This is a genomic window from Mesorhizobium delmotii (genome assembly GCF_900149755.1).
In the GTDB taxonomy this organism is placed as follows: domain Bacteria; phylum Pseudomonadota; class Alphaproteobacteria; order Rhizobiales; family Rhizobiaceae; genus Mesorhizobium; species Mesorhizobium delmotii.
This window is the reverse complement of the sequence record NZ_FUIG01000024.1, coordinates 390,835-407,300: the sequence shown is the minus strand read 5'-3', so window position 1 is coordinate 407,300 and position 16,466 is coordinate 390,835. Positions and strand designations below refer to the sequence as shown.

General features: G+C 62.1%; 19 protein-coding genes. 5 read left to right on the top strand and 14 right to left on the bottom strand.

Annotated elements, in window-relative coordinates; genetic code table 11:
• Positions 1 to 193: 193 nt before the first annotated feature.
• The gene (locus BQ8482_RS15960; RefSeq protein WP_342210958.1) at positions 194 to 619 is read right to left on the bottom strand and encodes an anthrone oxygenase family protein; all 426 of its coding nucleotides are present in this window, start codon (positions 617 to 619) and stop codon (positions 194 to 196) included.
• 106 nt (positions 620 to 725) lie between these two features.
• Between BQ8482_RS15960 and BQ8482_RS15955 the strand changes: the two genes are divergently transcribed.
• Entirely contained in the window at positions 726 to 1,325 is a 600-nt protein-coding gene (locus BQ8482_RS15955) for a TetR/AcrR family transcriptional regulator (RefSeq protein ID WP_123148473.1), read from the top strand.
• A gap of 99 nt (positions 1,326 to 1,424) precedes the next feature.
• On the opposite strand, the gene BQ8482_RS15950 is transcribed toward BQ8482_RS15955, so the two are convergent.
• Positions 1,425 to 2,693, bottom strand: a complete 1,269-nt coding sequence (locus BQ8482_RS15950) for an MFS transporter (protein ID WP_123148472.1) — start codon at positions 2,691 to 2,693, stop codon at positions 1,425 to 1,427.
• Positions 2,694 to 2,812: 119 nt separating this feature from the next.
• Here BQ8482_RS15950 and BQ8482_RS15945 point away from each other — a divergent pair, with 119 nt between their 5' ends.
• Positions 2,813 to 3,682, top strand: coding sequence for an AraC family transcriptional regulator (locus BQ8482_RS15945; protein WP_123148471.1), 870 nt, complete (start codon positions 2,813 to 2,815; stop codon positions 3,680 to 3,682).
• Positions 3,683 to 3,790: 108 nt separating this feature from the next.
• Here the strand turns inward: BQ8482_RS15945 and BQ8482_RS15940 are convergent, their stop codons facing one another.
• The 8 genes from BQ8482_RS15940 to BQ8482_RS15905 form a co-directional block, all read right to left on the bottom strand.
• Positions 3,791 to 4,726: a ribose-phosphate pyrophosphokinase gene (locus BQ8482_RS15940; protein WP_123148470.1), complete on the bottom strand. Its 936-nt coding sequence runs from the start codon at positions 4,724 to 4,726 to the stop codon at positions 3,791 to 3,793.
• Positions 4,727 to 4,893: 167 nt separating this feature from the next.
• Positions 4,894 to 5,511 carry a hypothetical protein gene (locus BQ8482_RS15935; RefSeq protein WP_123148469.1) on the bottom strand — a complete coding sequence of 206 codons (618 nt, stop codon included), beginning with the start codon at positions 5,509 to 5,511 and terminating at the stop codon, positions 4,894 to 4,896.
• A gap of 52 nt (positions 5,512 to 5,563) precedes the next feature.
• A complete protein-coding gene (locus BQ8482_RS15930; protein ID WP_123148468.1) occupies positions 5,564 to 6,715 on the bottom strand; it encodes a M24 family metallopeptidase in 1,152 nt (383 codons plus the stop codon).
• On the bottom strand, positions 6,715 to 7,509 hold the full coding sequence (pgeF, locus tag BQ8482_RS15925; RefSeq protein WP_123148560.1) for a peptidoglycan editing factor PgeF: 795 nt from the start codon (positions 7,507 to 7,509) through the stop codon (positions 6,715 to 6,717). Before pgeF ends, BQ8482_RS15930 begins: the two co-directional genes overlap by 1 nt.
• 133 nt (positions 7,510 to 7,642) lie before the next feature.
• On the bottom strand, positions 7,643 to 8,731 hold the full coding sequence (locus BQ8482_RS15920) for a class I SAM-dependent methyltransferase (protein WP_123148467.1): 1,089 nt from the start codon (positions 8,729 to 8,731) through the stop codon (positions 7,643 to 7,645).
• A gap of 72 nt (positions 8,732 to 8,803) precedes the next feature.
• Positions 8,804 to 9,679: a prolipoprotein diacylglyceryl transferase gene (gene lgt, locus BQ8482_RS15915; protein ID WP_123148466.1), complete on the bottom strand. Its 876-nt coding sequence runs from the start codon at positions 9,677 to 9,679 to the stop codon at positions 8,804 to 8,806.
• Positions 9,680 to 9,759: 80 nt separating this feature from the next.
• Positions 9,760 to 9,957, bottom strand: a complete 198-nt coding sequence (locus BQ8482_RS15910) for a type II toxin-antitoxin system RelE/ParE family toxin (RefSeq protein ID WP_342210957.1) — start codon at positions 9,955 to 9,957, stop codon at positions 9,760 to 9,762.
• Between the two features lie 100 nt (positions 9,958 to 10,057).
• Entirely contained in the window at positions 10,058 to 10,318 is a 261-nt protein-coding gene (locus BQ8482_RS15905; RefSeq protein WP_123148465.1) for a type II toxin-antitoxin system ParD family antitoxin, read from the bottom strand.
• Positions 10,319 to 10,485: 167 nt separating this feature from the next.
• Between BQ8482_RS15905 and BQ8482_RS15900 the strand changes: the two genes are divergently transcribed.
• The 3 genes from BQ8482_RS15900 to BQ8482_RS15890 all read left to right on the top strand — a co-directional run bounded on the left by BQ8482_RS15900 (position 10,486) and on the right by BQ8482_RS15890 (position 11,988).
• On the top strand, positions 10,486 to 10,788 hold the full coding sequence (locus BQ8482_RS15900; protein WP_123148464.1) for an accessory factor UbiK family protein: 303 nt from the start codon (positions 10,486 to 10,488) through the stop codon (positions 10,786 to 10,788).
• A gap of 327 nt (positions 10,789 to 11,115) precedes the next feature.
• Complete coding sequence (locus BQ8482_RS15895) at positions 11,116 to 11,616, top strand: type III secretion system chaperone family protein (protein ID WP_006202532.1); 501 nt, start codon at positions 11,116 to 11,118, stop codon at positions 11,614 to 11,616.
• Between the two features lie 12 nt (positions 11,617 to 11,628).
• Positions 11,629 to 11,988, top strand: a complete 360-nt coding sequence (locus BQ8482_RS15890; RefSeq protein WP_123148463.1) for a tRNA-binding protein — start codon at positions 11,629 to 11,631, stop codon at positions 11,986 to 11,988.
• 189 nt (positions 11,989 to 12,177) lie between these two features.
• Here BQ8482_RS15890 and BQ8482_RS15885 read toward each other — a convergent pair whose 3' ends face one another.
• From BQ8482_RS15885 to BQ8482_RS15870, 4 genes are all read right to left on the bottom strand, one after another.
• Positions 12,178 to 13,263 (bottom strand): glycosyltransferase family 4 protein, encoded by a 1,086-nt coding sequence (locus BQ8482_RS15885; protein ID WP_244602825.1) that lies wholly within the window; start codon positions 13,261 to 13,263, stop codon positions 12,178 to 12,180.
• Between the two features lie 260 nt (positions 13,264 to 13,523).
• Positions 13,524 to 14,936 (bottom strand): ATP-binding protein, encoded by a 1,413-nt coding sequence (locus BQ8482_RS15880; protein WP_123148462.1) that lies wholly within the window; start codon positions 14,934 to 14,936, stop codon positions 13,524 to 13,526.
• Between the two features lie 52 nt (positions 14,937 to 14,988).
• Complete coding sequence (locus BQ8482_RS15875) at positions 14,989 to 15,708, bottom strand: response regulator (protein WP_095491594.1); 720 nt, start codon at positions 15,706 to 15,708, stop codon at positions 14,989 to 14,991.
• A complete protein-coding gene (locus tag BQ8482_RS15870; protein ID WP_165848580.1) occupies positions 15,695 to 16,228 on the bottom strand; it encodes a MarR family winged helix-turn-helix transcriptional regulator in 534 nt (177 codons plus the stop codon). The genes BQ8482_RS15875 and BQ8482_RS15870 overlap by 14 nt, the downstream gene beginning before the upstream one ends.
• Positions 16,229 to 16,466 lie beyond the last annotated feature (238 nt).

The following is a 16,466-nucleotide window of genomic DNA, read 5'->3' as shown; positions in this document are numbered from 1 at the left end:
ATGCCCGCGGCAGACCGGACGGCACACGCCGGAAGCGCGTTGGCGCCTGCTGGCAAGGCATGCCAATGTCATTCACCGCGGCCTTGCCTGATGTCGGCTGGCCACCTTGCTCTGCTGGACGCTCTCCCGGTCACAACCTCACCAGGCCGAAGCCGGCAAGAGCCAAGGCGATTCCTGAAGCGATGGTTCGCGCCTAGTTCCAGAACTGCCACCGTTGTGAATAGTCCTGCCAGATCTCTCGCGCAGTCTCGATATCCTTGGGAACGGGAATTGCTGCCAATGCCTCGTTCATCGGCACGTTCACCGTCAATGTGAGGAAAAGGCCCGATGTCAGATAGACGAGCGCCGCGGCAGCGAACCAGAACGCAGGCGACTTGCGGCCATCGACAAGCATCGCGGCAGCCGTGAGCCCCAGAACGACCGGCGTCAAAAAGAATGCCGGAAAGAACACGGCGTTGCGAACCGATGCATTCATCGCCTGCATAGCCTCGATCGCCACTCGGGGATCGGTCTGGTCGAGGCCCCACATTGTGGAGCAGACCCAGGCGTAGAAAAATCCGAAAATCGCTCCGGAAAAGACGATCGATGTGACCGACAATCCTGCCACTATGCCAGGCATCACTGCTTCCATAGAACCGTATCATCGTGTACGCTTTCACATATACGTACAAAAGTGTACGGTTTTGGTCAAGTAGATTCAGAGATTGGCAGTTTCGGGGATTGGAATGCGTGAAGACACCAAGGCTGCGCGTCGGGCACAGATCGAGAGGGCAGCCTACAAGCTTCTCAAGGAGAGAGGCTACGGCGGGACTTCCATGCTTGGCATAGCCAAAGAGGCAAAGGCGTCAAATGAAACCCTCTATCGCTGGTATGGCGACAAGAAGGGCCTGTTCAAGACGATGGTCGAAAACAATGCAAGGAGTACGAAGGCGGCACTGGATGCGGCAATCAGGGACGAAGCCGATCCTCTGGTAACCCTTGAAGATGTTGCTCCGATCCTCCTTTCGATGCTGCTTGGCGAGCGGGCAATCTCGCTGAACCGCGCGGCTGCTTCTGACGAAAGCGGCGAATTGGGTGCGACGATTGCCGCAGGCGGCCGCGATTCGGTATTTCCGCTGATCGAGAAATTGATCCAGCGCGGCTTGGAGAGCGGTGCGCTGGCCGCGCCGTCTGCGCGCATAGCGGCCGATTGGTTCCTGAACCTGCTGATCAGTGATCTGCAGATCCGGCGGGTCATTCACACTCTTCCCGTTCCTTCAGACAAGGACGTCCATTCCAGAGTCGTCGCTGCGATCAGTGCGTTTAGAAAGCTTTGTGGCACGTGACGACAAAAATCGACCTGTGACCATACTCACGCGTAGGGTGAGCAGGAAGACGGCTGCTCCTGAGAGCAATGACAGCGTAGCTTAAGGCCGAAATCCAACTCAAGCTTCACCGATCGTGGTCTCTTCATCGATCTTCCTGGCTTGCCTCATGTTGGGAAGGAAAACCGTCAGCAGCCCGAGCAACGGCAGGTAGGAACAGATCTGAAAGACGAAGTCGATGCCTTTCATGTCGGCGACGACGCCGAGCACGGCGGCGGCGATGCCGCCCATGCCGAAGGCGAAGCCGAAGAAGATACCGGCGATCATGCCGACGCGGCCCGGCACCAGCTCCTGGGCGAAGACGACGATGTTCGAGAAGGCCGAGGACAGGATCAGGCCGATCAGCACGGTCAGGATCATCGTCCATTCGAAATTGGCGTAGGGCAGGGCCAGCGTAAAGGGCAGCACGCCGACGATAGAGAACCAGATCATCGCCTTCTGTCCGTAGCGGTCGCCGAACGGGCCGCCGAGCAGGATGCCCAGCGCCGAGGCGCCCAGGAACAGGAACAGCATAACTTGCGACATCTGCACCGAAACGCCGAATTTATCGATGGCGTAGAAGGTGTAGTAGCTGGCGAGGCTGGCCATGTAGGCGTTCTTGGTCAGCACCAGCAAGGTCAGCACCGCCAGCGCGCCCATCACCCTGCGGCGCGGGAAGGGCGAGACGAAGCCGGCCGCCTTGCGGTTGGCGAGCGAGGCGCGCAGGCGGCTGTACCAGCCGCCGACCCGCCACAGTACGAGGATGCCGATCAGCGAGCCGGCGGCAAACCAGGCTATGCTGGTCTGGCCGAAGGGCACGACGATGAAGGCGGCCAGCAGCGGCCCGATGGCCTGGCCGAGATTGCCGCCGACCTGGAACAGCGATTGCGCCAGGCCGAACCTGCCGCCCGAAGCGAAGCGGGCGATGCGGGAGGATTCCGGGTGGAAGATCGCCGAGCCGATGCCAATCAGCGACGCGCCGATCAGCAGCAGCCAATAGTGTCCGGCATAGGCCAGCACGATCAGGCCGATCAGCGAGGACGCCATGCCATAGGGCAGCGAATAGGGCATCGGCCGCTTGTCGGTGACCATGCCAATCAGCGGCTGCAGCAATGACGCCGTCACCTGGAAGGTGAAGGTCAATAGACCGATCTGCCAGAAATCGAGACCGTAATTGTCCTTCAGCAGCGGATAGATCGCCGACAGCAGCGACTGCATGACGTCGTTGACACAATGGCAGAAGCTCACCGCAAGAATGACGGTGAAGGCCGTCGCTTGCGCCGAAGTGTGGCTGGCCGTCGCCGGCGTGGCGGCGGTGGTGGCTGTCGTATCGGTCAAGGCAGGCTCCATGGTCTTTTTGGCGGGCGCTCCCGCAGGCGGCCCTTATGGCCCCGCTGCCTTATAAGTCACTTGTCGGGCGACTTCTTTCGTGGTTTGGTCCAATAGTTTCGCGAGTGGGCCAATACCCAATGCCGCATGACAACGAAATCTTCAAACCGGGCGACACCGATCTCGGCCAGTCCACCGATCTCGGGCAGTTGCATCAGCGCCGCTGGCAGTGGCTGGAGCAGGCCGTCGGGCCGGCGGTGGCCCTGCCGACCGAATATCCCGACGGCTACCACGTGCCGCAGCACCGTCACAGTCGCAGTCAATTGCTGCATGCGCTTGTCGGCGTCGTGCTGGTGACGACGCGGCATGGGCGCTGGATGGTGCCTCCCGATCATGCCATGTGGATTCCCGCCGGCACCGAGCATTCCGTCGAGATGCTTGGCGACGTCAGCATGCGCTCGGTCTATGTGATGCCGGACGCCATTGCGGGGCTGCCTCATGGGCTGCGCGTCGTCGGCATCACAGATCTGATGCACAGCCTGATCGTGGAATCGGAAAAGCTGCCGCAGGGCGCCGAGTTGGAGGGGCGCGGCGGGCTGATCATGAGCCTCCTGCTGTATGAAATCCCGAACCTGCCGGAACGGCCGCTCGGCCTGCCTTTTCCTTCAGATCCAAGGCTTGCGGCACTCTGCCGGCGCTTCGTCGCAGCACCCTCGCCGCACGCGACGATCGACGAATGGGCCGATATCGTCGGCATGAGCCGCCGTTCCTTCACCCGCGCCTTTCATCGCCAGACCGGATTGTCGCTGTCGACATGGCGCCAGCAGGCCTGTCTGTTCGCGGCCTTGCCGAGGCTGGCCGACGGCGAGCCGATCACCAGGGTGGCGCTCGACCTCGGCTATGACAGCGTGCCGGCCTTCATCACCATGTTCAAGCGCATGCTGGGGGCATCGCCGCGCGGCTATATGCGCGGGTCAAGGGACAACATCAGGGTGTCGACGAACGGATAGCGCATGACCCCCGAACCTTCGGTTCGGAAAGGATCATGCGCAAATTCAAAGTGCTACAGCGTCCTTTGCGCGTCCGCTGGACGCGCGGCGCTGTAGCGCTGGCAGATTTCAGTCGAATAGGCTCGACACCGATTCTTCGGTCGCCGTGCGCGAGATCGCCTCGCCCATCAGGTCGGCGATGGAGATGACGCGGATGTTGCTGGCGTCGAGCACCGCCTGGGTCGGCTGGATCGAATCGGTGATGACCAGTTCCTGCAGTTTCGAGGCGCCGATGCGGGCGATGGCGCCGCCCGACAAAACGCCATGGGTGGTGTAGGCGGTGACGCTGGTGGCGCCGGCGGCAAGCAGCGCATCGGCCGCATTGCACAAGGTACCGCCCGAATCGATGATGTCGTCGATCAGCAGGCAATCCTTGCCGCGCACGTCGCCGATGACGTTCATGACTTCCGATTCACCGGGGCGCTCGCGACGCTTGTCGACGATGGCAAGCTGGGCATCGATGCGCTTGGCGAGCGCGCGGGCGCGGACCACGCCCCCGACATCCGGCGACACGACCATGACATTGGCAAGCTTCTTGTATTTCGCCTTCACGTCGCGGGCCATGACCGGCACCGAGAACAGATTGTCGGTCGGGATGTCGAAAAAGCCCTGGATCTGGCCGGCATGGAGATCTAGCGTCAAGACACGATCGACCCCTGCCCGCGTGATCATGTTGGCGACCAGCTTGGCCGAGATCGGCGTGCGGCCCGAGGCGCGGCGGTCCTGCCTGGCATAGCCGAAATAGGGAATGACCGCCGTGATGCGCTTGGCCGACGAGCGCATGAAGGCATCGATCATGATGAGCAGCTCCATCAGGTGATCGTTGGTCGGGAACGAGGTGGACTGCAGGACGAAGACATCCTCGCCGCGCACATTCTCCTGGATTTCGACGAAGATTTCCTGATCGGCGAAGCGCCTGACGCTGGCTTTGCCCAGCGGGATGTTGAGATAGCGGGCGACCGCTTCGGCCAGCACCCTGTTGGAATTGCCCGCGAAAAGCTTCATGCACCGTTCCTGGTGAAGGATGGAGACTCTGGCAGACTCTCTTGAGCCCCTTAGTCGGGGCTTTTAGCGGCCCGTGCCGGTATTGCAAGCGTCGTGATCGGGAATCCGCCGGCTAATCTCAATAAACGTCGACGGCGAGGGAAGCCGGCAACATGTCAGCCCGCCCGTCAGCCCGCTTGGCCGCCAAGCCATGTGGCGAACTGGTCGATCGTCTGGTCGGCGATCGCCTGCATGGTCTCCGGCGCGACGGCAGCCCAGCCTTCGCCATCATTGACCGAGGGCGCCTTCTGCTGACCGTTGATGCGATGCAGCCGGTTGCCTGCCGGGTCATAGACGTCCCAGACATAGATGACGGTGGTATCCTTGCCTTCCGACATCGTCGAGAAATAGCCTTTCAGCACGTGCGTCGGGGTCTGGCCGGCGCTGCCTGCCAAGGTGATGCCGCGCTGCTTGGCTCGCGTCTGAAGCGCCGCGGTCAGCGGTGTCGCGGCTTCCACCGAGGCGCCGACGATCGGCGCTACCTGCAGGCGGGTTCGTGCGATGACGGCGGCGCTCTTTGCGGGCGGCGCGGTCGTGGTTGCGGGCTGCGCCGGCGCGGACGGCTCTGTTGCTGCGGAAGGCTGCGCGGTCGTTGCCGGTGCGGTGGGCGTTGCAGCCGTGCCGGTTCCGGCCGTTGGCGACTGCGGGGCGATGGCCGAGGGTTCGAGAACGTCCTTCGCGTTGGTGCAGGCGGCCAGCGTCAGCGCCGCGAGCAATGACACGGTCGTCACGTGCGATCGCCTCATTCCCTCAAAACTCCCTGGCGATGAACGCCCTTGCATCCGTACCATTATGGATTCATTGCACAATCAAGTCGAGATCATGGCGGGACAGCGGTTTCGGCTGCGATTCAGTCGTCAGATAGGTGCAGCCGAGCGTCATTGCCGTCTCGGTTTCGGAGTCCATGATGATCATGTGGGCGAACAGCGTCATGTTTGGCGCAATGGGTTCGGGATTGCCCTGATAGAACATCGGCATGTCCATCCATGATGGGGTGAAGCGGGCGCCGAGCGAATAGCCGCAGGCGTTGAGCCGGTGTTTGGTCAAGTTGTGCGCTTCGAGCGTGCGGGCATGCGCGTCGAACACATCGCCGAAGGTGTTTCCGGGCGTCATCGCCTTTTCGACCGCCAGAAGTGCGGCGCGCGCAGCATCGAACAATTCCTGGTGACGTTTCGACACTTTGCCGGTGAGCACCGTGCGCATCATCGCCGCATGGTAGTGGTGGAAGACGCCGGCCCATTCGAGCGTCAGCTGGTCGTTCTTGCTCAGCTTGCGACGGCCGGCCTTGTAACGGCAAAGCAGCGCGTCCACGCCAGAGCCGATGATGAACTCGTTGGCCGGATAATCGCCGCCGCCGGCAAAGATCGCGCCCTGCATGGCGGCAAGGATCAAGGCTTCGTCGCCACCCTGCTTGATCAGCGGCAGGGCCGCATCCAGCGCGTCATCGGCGAGATTTGCGGCCTTTTCCACCTTGGCGATTTCGGCCGGGCTCTTGAACAGGCGCAGCCGGTTGACGATGCCGGAAGCGTCGGCGATCTGGCCAAAGGTCTGCAATTGCTCGTCCAGGCGCCGGCCATTGTAGGCGGTCAGGCCGTGGGTGTCGTATTCGACGCCGATGCGGGCGCCGAGCAGGTCGAGGTCGTTGAGCAAATTGCGCAGGTCGATCGCCGGATTGGCGCCGTCGCGATCGGTCCACAGCACGATGTTGTCGATGATCGAGGTGTGGCGCGCCTGGCGCAGATCGGCCGAGCGCGTGAGCAGTATCATCGAACCGTCTGCCTTCACAACGAGGCACTGGAAGAAGCAGAAGCCGAACGTATCGTAGCCGGTCAGCCAGTACATGCTCTCCTGCGCAAACAGCAGGACGGCATCGAGCTTCTTCTCGGCGATCTCGATCATCAGCCGATCGCGCCGCGCGTCAAATTCCGACCGTTCGAAATGCAGCGCCATTATTCTGTCTCCAAAACGATTGCCGAAATCTGCCGCCCGTAATCCGGCTCCTTGCGATGGGTGCTGCGCCGGTAGGAATAGAACAGATCCTCCTCGGCGTAGGTGCAGCGGCCGAGCCCGTCGGCGATCACGCCGGCCCGGGTCAGCCGATCGACCGTATAGAGGTTGAGGTCGAACATCGCGTGCCCTGATTTCGCGGAAGGCGCGAAATAGCGGATGTTGCCGGCGTCGGCCTCGACGAAGCGGTCGACGAATTCCGGTCCTACCTCGTAGTTTTCTGGTCCGATGGAAGGACCGAGAACCGCAACGATGCGCTCGCGCCGGGCGCCGAGGCCTTCCATCGCCGCAATGGTGTTTTCCAGCACGCCTGACAAGGCGCCCTTCCAGCCCGCATGGGCTGCGCCGATGATACGCGCCTCGGCATCGGCGAACAGCACCGGTCCGCAATCGGCGGTCGAGGCGCCGACGGCGATGCCCGGCCGGTCGGTGACGACGGCGTCGGCCTTGGGCCGCTCGCCGGGAAAAGGCTCCCTGGCGATGACGACGTCGGGCGAATGGATTTGATGGGCGGTCAAGAGATGGCTTGATGGCACGCCCATCCAATCGGCGACGCGGCGGCGGTTCTCGGCTACTTGCGTCTGGTCGTCGCTCGAGCCGGTGCCGATGTTGAGGCCCCGATAGATGCCGCTGGAGACGCCGCCGACGCGGGTGAAATAGCCGTGGCGAATGCCTTGCGCCCGCGCCTTTTCCAGCAAGGGCGACCGAACGGGATCCGGTTTGGTCTGATTCAGCATGGCGGCGTTGTTGTCCGTGTGGGCGATTTCGTCAAGCGACAGTCCAAAAATCGGCGACAGTCCAAGATGGGCTACAGTCCAAAGATCGGCGACGGTCTGAAATTGGGAGAGTGGGAGAGGCGGCAGCGAAAAGTCAATCCGCTGTTGCAAAGGGTGGAACGGCGATGCCGGCAGGCAGGACGGCAAGCACCTTGAACAGGTCGCCCATGGCTTGCGGGCCGGCGAGGCGTTCGACCTCGCCTGCAATCCTTTCACGAGCCGCCTCATCGGCATTGGCGCCGAGCTGGCCGGCGCGTTCGAGAAGGCCCATTTCCACCAGGAATTCGCCTTGCGTGGAGAGATGGGCATCGAGGCCGTGTGCCCGCACAATTGCGGCAAGGGCGGCGAAATCGACATGGGCGGTGAGATCGGCTTCGCCCGGATTGGCCAGCACATCTTCGTGATCGTGCTTGCGCAAGGCCTGCAACGTGTCGCCGATCCCTGGTCGGAGATAGCCATAGTCGAGGAACAGGCCGGCGCCACCGAGTCCGGCCAATCGCTCGGCGATGGTCGCCATCAGAGCGGCTCGGGCCGGCGCGACCTCGACGATCGCGCCCTGTGGCGCGTTTTCGGCATCGTTCGGCAACAACGTTGGATCGACCGAGCCGGCGCCGGCGAAGAAGTGCAATTCGTCTGCGCCGTCGAGGCCGATCATCCGTTCGCGCCAGCCTGTTCCGGCGTGGACGAACTGGCGGATGGGCACCGCGTCGAACAATTCGTTGCCGACGATGAAAAGCGGAGTCTGCGGCAAGGTGTCGATGCTTTCGTGCCAGCCGATTGTGGCCGGCGTGGCGGCAAGCGTTTGCCTTTGGACATCTGCCAGCCGCGGGCTGGTCTCGATCATGGCGAACGATGCGCGGGCGGTCAGCGCCGGATCGAGCCGCGAAAGCGTGCGCAGCATGTCCTTCATCAGCGTGCCGCGGCCGGGGCCAATCTCGGCGATGGTAACCGGCATCGGCCGGCCGGTCGCCAGCCAGGCTTCATAGAGCCAGACAGCGACCAGCTCTCCGAACATCTGGCTGATCTCCGGCGCGGTGACGAAGTCGCCGGCAGCCCCGAACGGCTCGCGCGTCGTATAGTAGCCGTCCCGCGGATCGAACAGGCAAAGTGCCATATATTGGTTGACGGGGATCGGCCCCGCCGCACCGATCAGTTCGACGATGCGGGTTTTCAGCCGGGTCATACCGGCTGTGGCTGTGTCACCGGTGTACGGCGACGTGCGTCCATCTGGAAAGTACGCCCTAGCGTTTTGATTTTACGCATCGTGCTTTCCCAAAATCGATGCCGGTTTTTGGACCGATTCGGTAGCCGTCGCCATCGCCCAGATGCCGGCCAGCAGCATCGGCAGCGACAGCACCATGCCCATCGTCAGCCAGCCGGTGCCGAGGAGGTAGCCGAGCTGCTGGTCGGGCTCGCGGAAGAATTCGACGAAGATGCGCGAGAGACCGTAGCCGGCGATGAAGGCGCCGCCGACGAAGCGCGGCGTCTTCAGCTTGAGCCTGGAATGGGTGAGGAAGCGCAGGATCAGGAACAGCACCAGGCCTTCGAGCAGCGCCTCGTAGATCTGGCTCGGATGGCGCGCAAATGGCCCGCCATTGGGGAATTCGACCGCCCATGGCACGTCGGTCGGCCTGCCCCAGAGTTCGGAGTTGATGAAATTCGCCATACGGACGAGGCCAAGGCCGACCGGCACACCTGCCGCCACCACATCGAACAGCGACCATGTGCGAATGCCGCGCGACCAGGAAAACAGCGTCATGGCGAGAATGACGCCGAGCAGCCCGCCATGGAACGACATGCCGCCCTGCCAAACGGCAAGGATATCGAGCGGATGGGCGATGTAGCGCGGCAGGTCGTAGAACAGCACGTAGCCGGTGCGCCCGCCAAGCACCACGCCGATGGCCGCCCAGACGATGAAGTCGTCGAGATCCTCGGGCTTCATTGGCACGGTGCCGTCGGGCCAGAGCCTCGCATTGGTGACGAGCCGCTTGGCATACCACCAGGCAAAGAGAATGCCGACGATGTAGCCGACGCCATACCAGTGCACCGCCAGCGGTCCGATCTGGACGATGACCGGGTCGATGTTAGGGAAGGGCAGGGCGGCCAGCGGCAGCATAAGATACTCGCTCAACAGGATCTCCCGGTTGCGATCACGTTCGGGCGCGGACCATGCGGCAGGGTTTTGGCGGGGTCAAGGCGACGTGGATGCTATCACTTCCCAAGGAAAAGGATGGCATCAAAATCCATCGCGCCGTGCAAGACGTGCAGTATCTCAACTGCTTCGGTGGTGATGCGGTAGAAGATCAGATAGTTGCCATGAACGCGGCGGCGGACGCCGGAAGATCGATGACGCTGCAGGAGCGGATATCGCTCCGGCATGGTCGGCAGTTCCAGGCAATCGACACGCAATTCCCGATAAATGTCACAGCGCGAAGCGGGCTGTCGAGCGCGATATGATCGCCAATGGCTTCAATATCTGCCTCAGCCTGATGGGTAAAGATCAGCCACTTCACCTGGCCTTCTCGGCCATCGCCTTGTATTTGCCCTCCAGGCGGTCAAGCACGTCTTCCGCGGGCTTCAGTCGCCCTGCGTCGGCATCGCCGATGCCTTTGGCGAGCGCGGCGTCGAGTGCAGCCAGGCGCTTCTCCCGCTCTTCGACGAGGCGAACGCCTTCGCGCAGCACTTCGCTCTTCGAATTGTAGCGGCCCGTGCTGACAAGCTGGTTTACAACGCCCTCCAGACGGTTGCCCAAATCTGCGCTGATGGCCATGGAGTGCTCCTCGAAGAATGCCTTTCGGGTAATAATAATAGTTATTGATCCGCTCAGCCAGTGTTCAGTTGACCAAAGTGCACCGGCAGCGATGCCCATCGGTCTCAAACGTTCTTGCATTCCGCGTCGCGCGCCACTACGTCAAATCGAGCAAGCGAGGATTTGCCATGTCGACCGGACCGAACCGCATTCTCGATGAATTCGCCAAGCTGATGACCGACGCTGCGGGCGCCGCGCAAGGCGTGCGCCGCGAGGTGGAAACCGCCTTCAAGGGGCAGGCCGAGCGAGTTCTCAACTCAATGGACCTGGTGCAGCGCGAAGAATTCGAGGCCGCCCGCGATATGGCGGCGAAGGCCAGGGAGGAAAACACCCGTCTCGCTGGGCGAATCGAAGCGCTCGAGGCGAAGCTCGCCGAATTGACAGGGCAGACCGCACCTGCGGCTGCGGCAAAGCCCAGATCAAAAAAATAATCGTTAAACTTTTCCACAAAGCACAATCGCAAAAAGCGCTTTGTCGTGAATCGCTTACCGGCATTGCGTGAATCTTTGTGACAGCGGCTTTCCACATGCGAATGACGCAGTGCGAAAAATTGGGCTGGTCACGCGACTCCCGATCAATAGACTGAATTTGTTGCATGATTCGGAGCAGGGTCATGCGCCGGGCGGTGGGGTCCGGTCTGGGGTCTTTGCGTTGACGAAGTCCCGGCCGTCCGAGTTCTAGACAAGATTGTTCGTTGTGTGTGCCTCTCCCGCGGAGCGTGTGGTGGCGCTCCGCTCCCAGAACGACAGGAAGATTCCATGGAACTTCTCGAACTCGAATTCTCGCGCGAAATCCATCCGGTGGATGTTATCGAGCAGGTGGCGCACAACAACGACTGGTCCTTCGAACGGGCCGGCGACGACGAGATTTCGATTTCGGTTGCCGGAAGCTGGACCGACTACCACGTCTCATTTTCCTGGATGGAGGATTTCGAGGCGCTGCATCTGGCCTGCGCTTTCGACATCAAGGTGCCGGAGGCGCGCGCGCTCGAAGTGATGCGGCTGCTTTCGTTGATCAACGAGCAGATGCTGTTCGGCCATTTCGACCTCTGGGAGCAGGAGGGCGCGATCATGTTCCGCCAGTCGCTGCTGCTAGCCGGCGGGGTCGAGCCGTCGAGCCAGCAGGTCGAGGTGCTGTTGTCGTCGGCGCTGGAAGCCTGTGAATGCTATTTCCAGGCGTTCCAGTTCGTCGTCTGGTCGGGAACCTCGGCCAAGGATGCGCTGGCCGGCGTCCTGTTCGAGACCTACGGAAACGCCTGAGCCAGGTCCTCAATGAGTTCGAGCAGCCAGCGCAAGCCCGAGATCAGCTTCGCCGATTTCGACCGTGTCGATATCCGCGCCGGCACCATCGTCGAGGCCGAACCGTTTCCCGAGGCGCGCAAGCCGTCGATCAAGCTGAAGATCGATTTCGGCCCTGAGATCGGGGTGAAGAAATCATCGGCGCAGATCACCAAATATTATGCGCCGGAAACGCTGATCGGCCGGCAGGTATTCGCGGTGGTCAATTTTCCGCCGCGGCAGATCGGACCCTTCATGTCGGAAGTGCTGACGCTTGGCTTTCCCGACGAGGAGGGTGCTGTCGTCCTCGGCGCAATCGAACGCAAGGTCCCTGACGGCGGCCGAATGTTCTAGCTTCGTCATCCACGGGGCGGGGCGGGAGCGAAGCGGACGCGCTGACCCGAGGATCCATGCCGTAGCAGTAGTCGAAGAATAGGACGGTCCAGAATCGCGTTGTTCTTTCCTTGGCCGCTCCTGTGGAGCAAGTGCGGCTCGCCGCCGCCTCAGCCCAACAGGTTCTTCACCGAAGGGGCCGCTCGCAGGTCACGGAATGGATCCTCGGGTCTGCGCGTCGGCTTCGCCGCCGCTTCGCCCGTGGATGACGAAAGTTGGTGTCAGTTTTCGCTGGGTGCCCAGCGCCTCTCCAACCGTTTCCAGGAACATTTCCGCGCAGGCTTTCCAGCTATAGCGCATCGCCCGTTGGCGCGCCTCGGCGCGATCGACGTGCAGCGCGGCGAGCGCGGCCTCACGCAAATCGTTCGACACCGCTCCGCCAACGCCGTCGCCGACAATGTCGATTGGCCCGGTCACCGGATAGGCTGCGACCGGCGTGCCGCTGGCCAGCGCCTCGATGATGACATTGCCGAACGTGTCGGTGCGGCTGGGGAAGACGAAGACATCGGCCGAGGCGTAGATTTCGGCCAGTTCGTCGTTCGGGCGGTGGCCAAGGAAATGGGCACCGGGGTATCTGGCCTTGAGCCTGACCAACTCCGGCCCCTCGCCGACGATCACCTTGCTGCCGGGCAAATCCAGATCGAGGAAGGCGGCCAGGTTCTTTTCGATCGCGACGCGGCCGGCACAGAGGAAGATCGGTCGCTGGAGTCCCAGATCCTTCTTCTTGTCCGGCCGGAAATGGTCGGTGTCGACGCCGCGCGTCCATGGTCTCAGCTTGGTGAAGCCGCGCGCCGACAAATCGTCCGCCAGCGACTGGGTGGCGACCAGCGTGCCCTGTCCGGAATTGTGGAAATCGCGAAGCCAGCGATAGGCCCAGGCTTCCGGTATCGGCAGCCGCGCGCTCAAATATTCCGGAAAACGCGTGTGGTAGCTTGTCGTGAACGGCCGGCCTGTTCTGCGGCAATAGCGCCGCGCCATGATGCCGAGCGGACCTTCGGTGACGATATGGATATGATCGGCATTGCGCGCTTCGATCAGGCGCGCGATGTGGCCTGGCGTCGTCAGCGCCAGCCGGATGTCCGGATAGGTCGGCAGGGGCAAGGTGCGAAAGATGTTCGGGGTCAGGAAGTCCGTCTCGACGTCGAGGGATTTCAGGGTTTCCGAAAGCCGTTCCAGCGTGTGGACGACGCCGTTGACTTGCGGGCGCCAGGCGTCGGTGACCATCAGGATGCGCATAGCAGCCCTTTGCTTGAAAGGTCGTCGGTTTCCTTGATGCGAGGCCGCAAGGCCGAATCAATCAGGATCACGCGCTTCATGCGCGCTCTTCAGCACGGTTTCATGACGCGCCGATGAAGGCGTTAGCCGGTGGCTGTCTGCAACCACCAGAAAGCAGCGCATCGGCCCGAAAATCGAATTCGATTTTCGGAAAGCACGATGCGTGGGTTCAAAGTGTTAGAGCGTACTTTGTGCGTCCAATTGGACGCAGGTCGCTCTAATCAGGCGGGAACCTTGATGACTGCGCGCAAGCCGCCGAGCGGGCTCTTGTCCAGCATGATGTCGCCGCCATGGCTGCGGGCAATGTCGCGTGCGATGGCAAGGCCAAGGCCGGTGCCGCTGGCGTCGAGATTGCGGGCCTCGTCAAGCCGCACGAAAGGCTTGAACACGTCCTCACGCTTTTCGGGCGGAATGCCCGGACCGTCGTCGTCGATGGTGACGAGCAGCGAGCCGCGACCGTGGTTGGCGATGATCTCAACCGTCTTGGCATAACGGAAGGCGTTGCCGACGACATTGGACAACAGCCGGGCAAAAGCGTGGGGCCGCACATGCACATTTGGATCACCGGCGAGGGCGGTCGACAGTTTGCGCTTGCGCAGCGTGGCCTCCTCGCCGAGCTTGTCGAAATAGGCTTGAAGATTGAAACGGCCGGCGTCTTCCGTTGCCTCGCCGCGGGCAAAGGCAAGATAGCCTTCCAGCATAGACTGCATGTCATCGATGTCCTGGCCAAGCGCCTCGGTGTCGGCCTTGGTCCCGGTCAGCGCAAGCTGCAGCTTGAAGCGGGTGAGAATGGTCCTCAAATCGTGACTGACGCCGCTCAGCATGGCGGTGCGCTGTTCGAGCTGGCGTTCGATGCGTTCGCGCATCTGGATGAAAGCAAAGCCGGCGCGGCGAACCTCCTCGGCACCGCGCGGACGAAAATCGAGCGGCATCGGCCGGCCCTTTCCGAAACTTTCGGCGGCCTCGGCCAGCGTCAGGATCGGCCGGATCTGGTTGCGCAGGAACGGGATGGCGATCATCAGCAGCACCAGCGAGGTGCCGACCATCCAGATCAGGAAAATGTGCGTGTTCGAGGCATAGGCCTGGCTGCGGCGCACGAAGGCGCGCAGCACCTTGCCTTCGAGCTGGACGCGGACCTCGATGATATTGGAATTGCCGACCGTATCGATCCAGAACGGACGGTTGATCTGATGGGTGATCTCGGACGAGAGAATTTCGTCGAGGATCGAGAAGAACGGCTTTGGACCGGGCGCCGGCAGCGGATCGGGCGGAAGCAAGTCGATCTTGAGCTGCATGCGATCCTGTGCGATGCGGATGATGTTGGCGTAGTCGGCGTCGTTCGGATAGGTTTCTACCAGGTCGACGATCGCAGCAATGTCACGGACTGTGGCCTGCGACAGGCGCTGCGTCACGGTCTGCCAGTGGCGTTCCATGAAGACAAAGGCGAGGACCGATTGCAGCAGGATCATCGGCGCGATGACGATGATCAGCGAGCGGGCATAGAGCCGCTTCGGCATGTAAAGCGAAACGAGGCGCCAGAACCGTTTCCAGGCAAGCGGCACCGCCTTGAGCGCCCGCGTGGCGCGAGCGCTCAAGCCGCGATCTCCCGGCCGTTCCAGTTGTGTGGTCGCCATTCGCCCTTTTTGCTCATCTTCAGCCACTCAACAAGGGGCTGCGGGCGGCAGTCTATTCCACGCTGAGCCGATACCCAATACCGCGCACGGTCTGCAGCCAAACCGGATTGGACGGATCGCGCTCGATCTTGCGGCGCAGCCTGTTGATCTGGACGTCGATGGTGCGCTCGCCGACTTCGGACTCGTCGCCGACAAGTTCATGGCGCGGTATCGTTTCGCCGGCCCGCGCCGCGAAGATCGCCAGGATCTCCTGCTCGCGGTCGGTCAGCTTCAGAGCCTCGCCGCCGCGCTTGAGCTCCCGCCTGGCGATCTGGAACGTGTAGGGGCCGAAGACCAGTTGCTCGACCTTGGGCGTCGTCGCCGGACCGCCGCGGCGCAGGATGTTGTTGATGCGCAGAATCAATTCGCGGGGATCGAAAGGCTTCGGCAGATAGTCGTCGGCGCCGGCCTCGAGCCCGGTAATCCGGCTGTCGGTCTCGGAGAGCGCGGTAAGCATCAGGATCGGCACGTTCTTGCTTGCCCGCAGCGCCTTGGCGAGATCGACGCCGGTTTCGCCCGGCATCATGATATCGAGCACGAGCAGGTCGAAATCGAGGCCGGCGAGCTTGCGCCGCGCTTCGCCGGAATTTCCGGCAACGGTGACGCGAAAGCCGTTTTCGGTCAGATATTGTTTGAGAAGATTGCGGATACGGGTATCGTCATCAATCACCAGCAGATGCGGCGCGTCGTCGTCCGGTGCTGCCGGTCGATCAACCCTTTCAATGGTCTCCATGGCTTTTCCCTGACGTTTTTGCGGGCACAATGTCGATCTGCGCCCTTAGTTCCGGATTGACCATCGCTTCCAGGAAGCGCTCGATCAAGGCGCGTTCGGCGGCTCCGGAATCTTCCAATGCAGCATGGATGCGGCGTGACTGTGGCCGTGCCAGCGCCAGTGCCAGTGCGCGGCCCTTGGCTGTCGGATAGAGCTCGCGCTGGCGGCGGTCGCGCGGACCCTGCAACTGGACGATGTGGTCGGTGTGGATCAGTTGCTTGAGCACGCGCGCCAGGCTCTGCTTGGTGATCTTCAGCACGTCGAGGAGTTCGGCGACCGTCAGGCCCGGCCTGCGATTGACGAAATGCAGAACCCGGTGATGGGCGCGGCCGAAGCCGTAGTCGGACAGGATCTGGTCCGGATCGGAGGTAAAATCGCGATAGGCGAAGAAGAACAATTCGATGATGGCAAAGTCGATGCCGTCCTCGTCGGTGATCGCCGTCCTGATCGGTTTTCCGGCTGGGTGGCTGCGATCCGTCATCTTTTCTCCGTGCGAAAGGGAAATTACGTCAGTACTATTGACGTAATTTCCCGGCAATGGTAATTTTTGACAAGCTTTTCGGCGGATTGCGAACGAAAAGGCAAGGGAAAGCCGTTTTTCCGGAACTTCCTGTGTTTGCCAGACCTTATATATCCGCCTACGCTTCGAGATACCCGGCCGCCTGGTGCGGCTGACATGAAACACGCAACGACACAATAAATGTGCGGGCGGCCGCCCG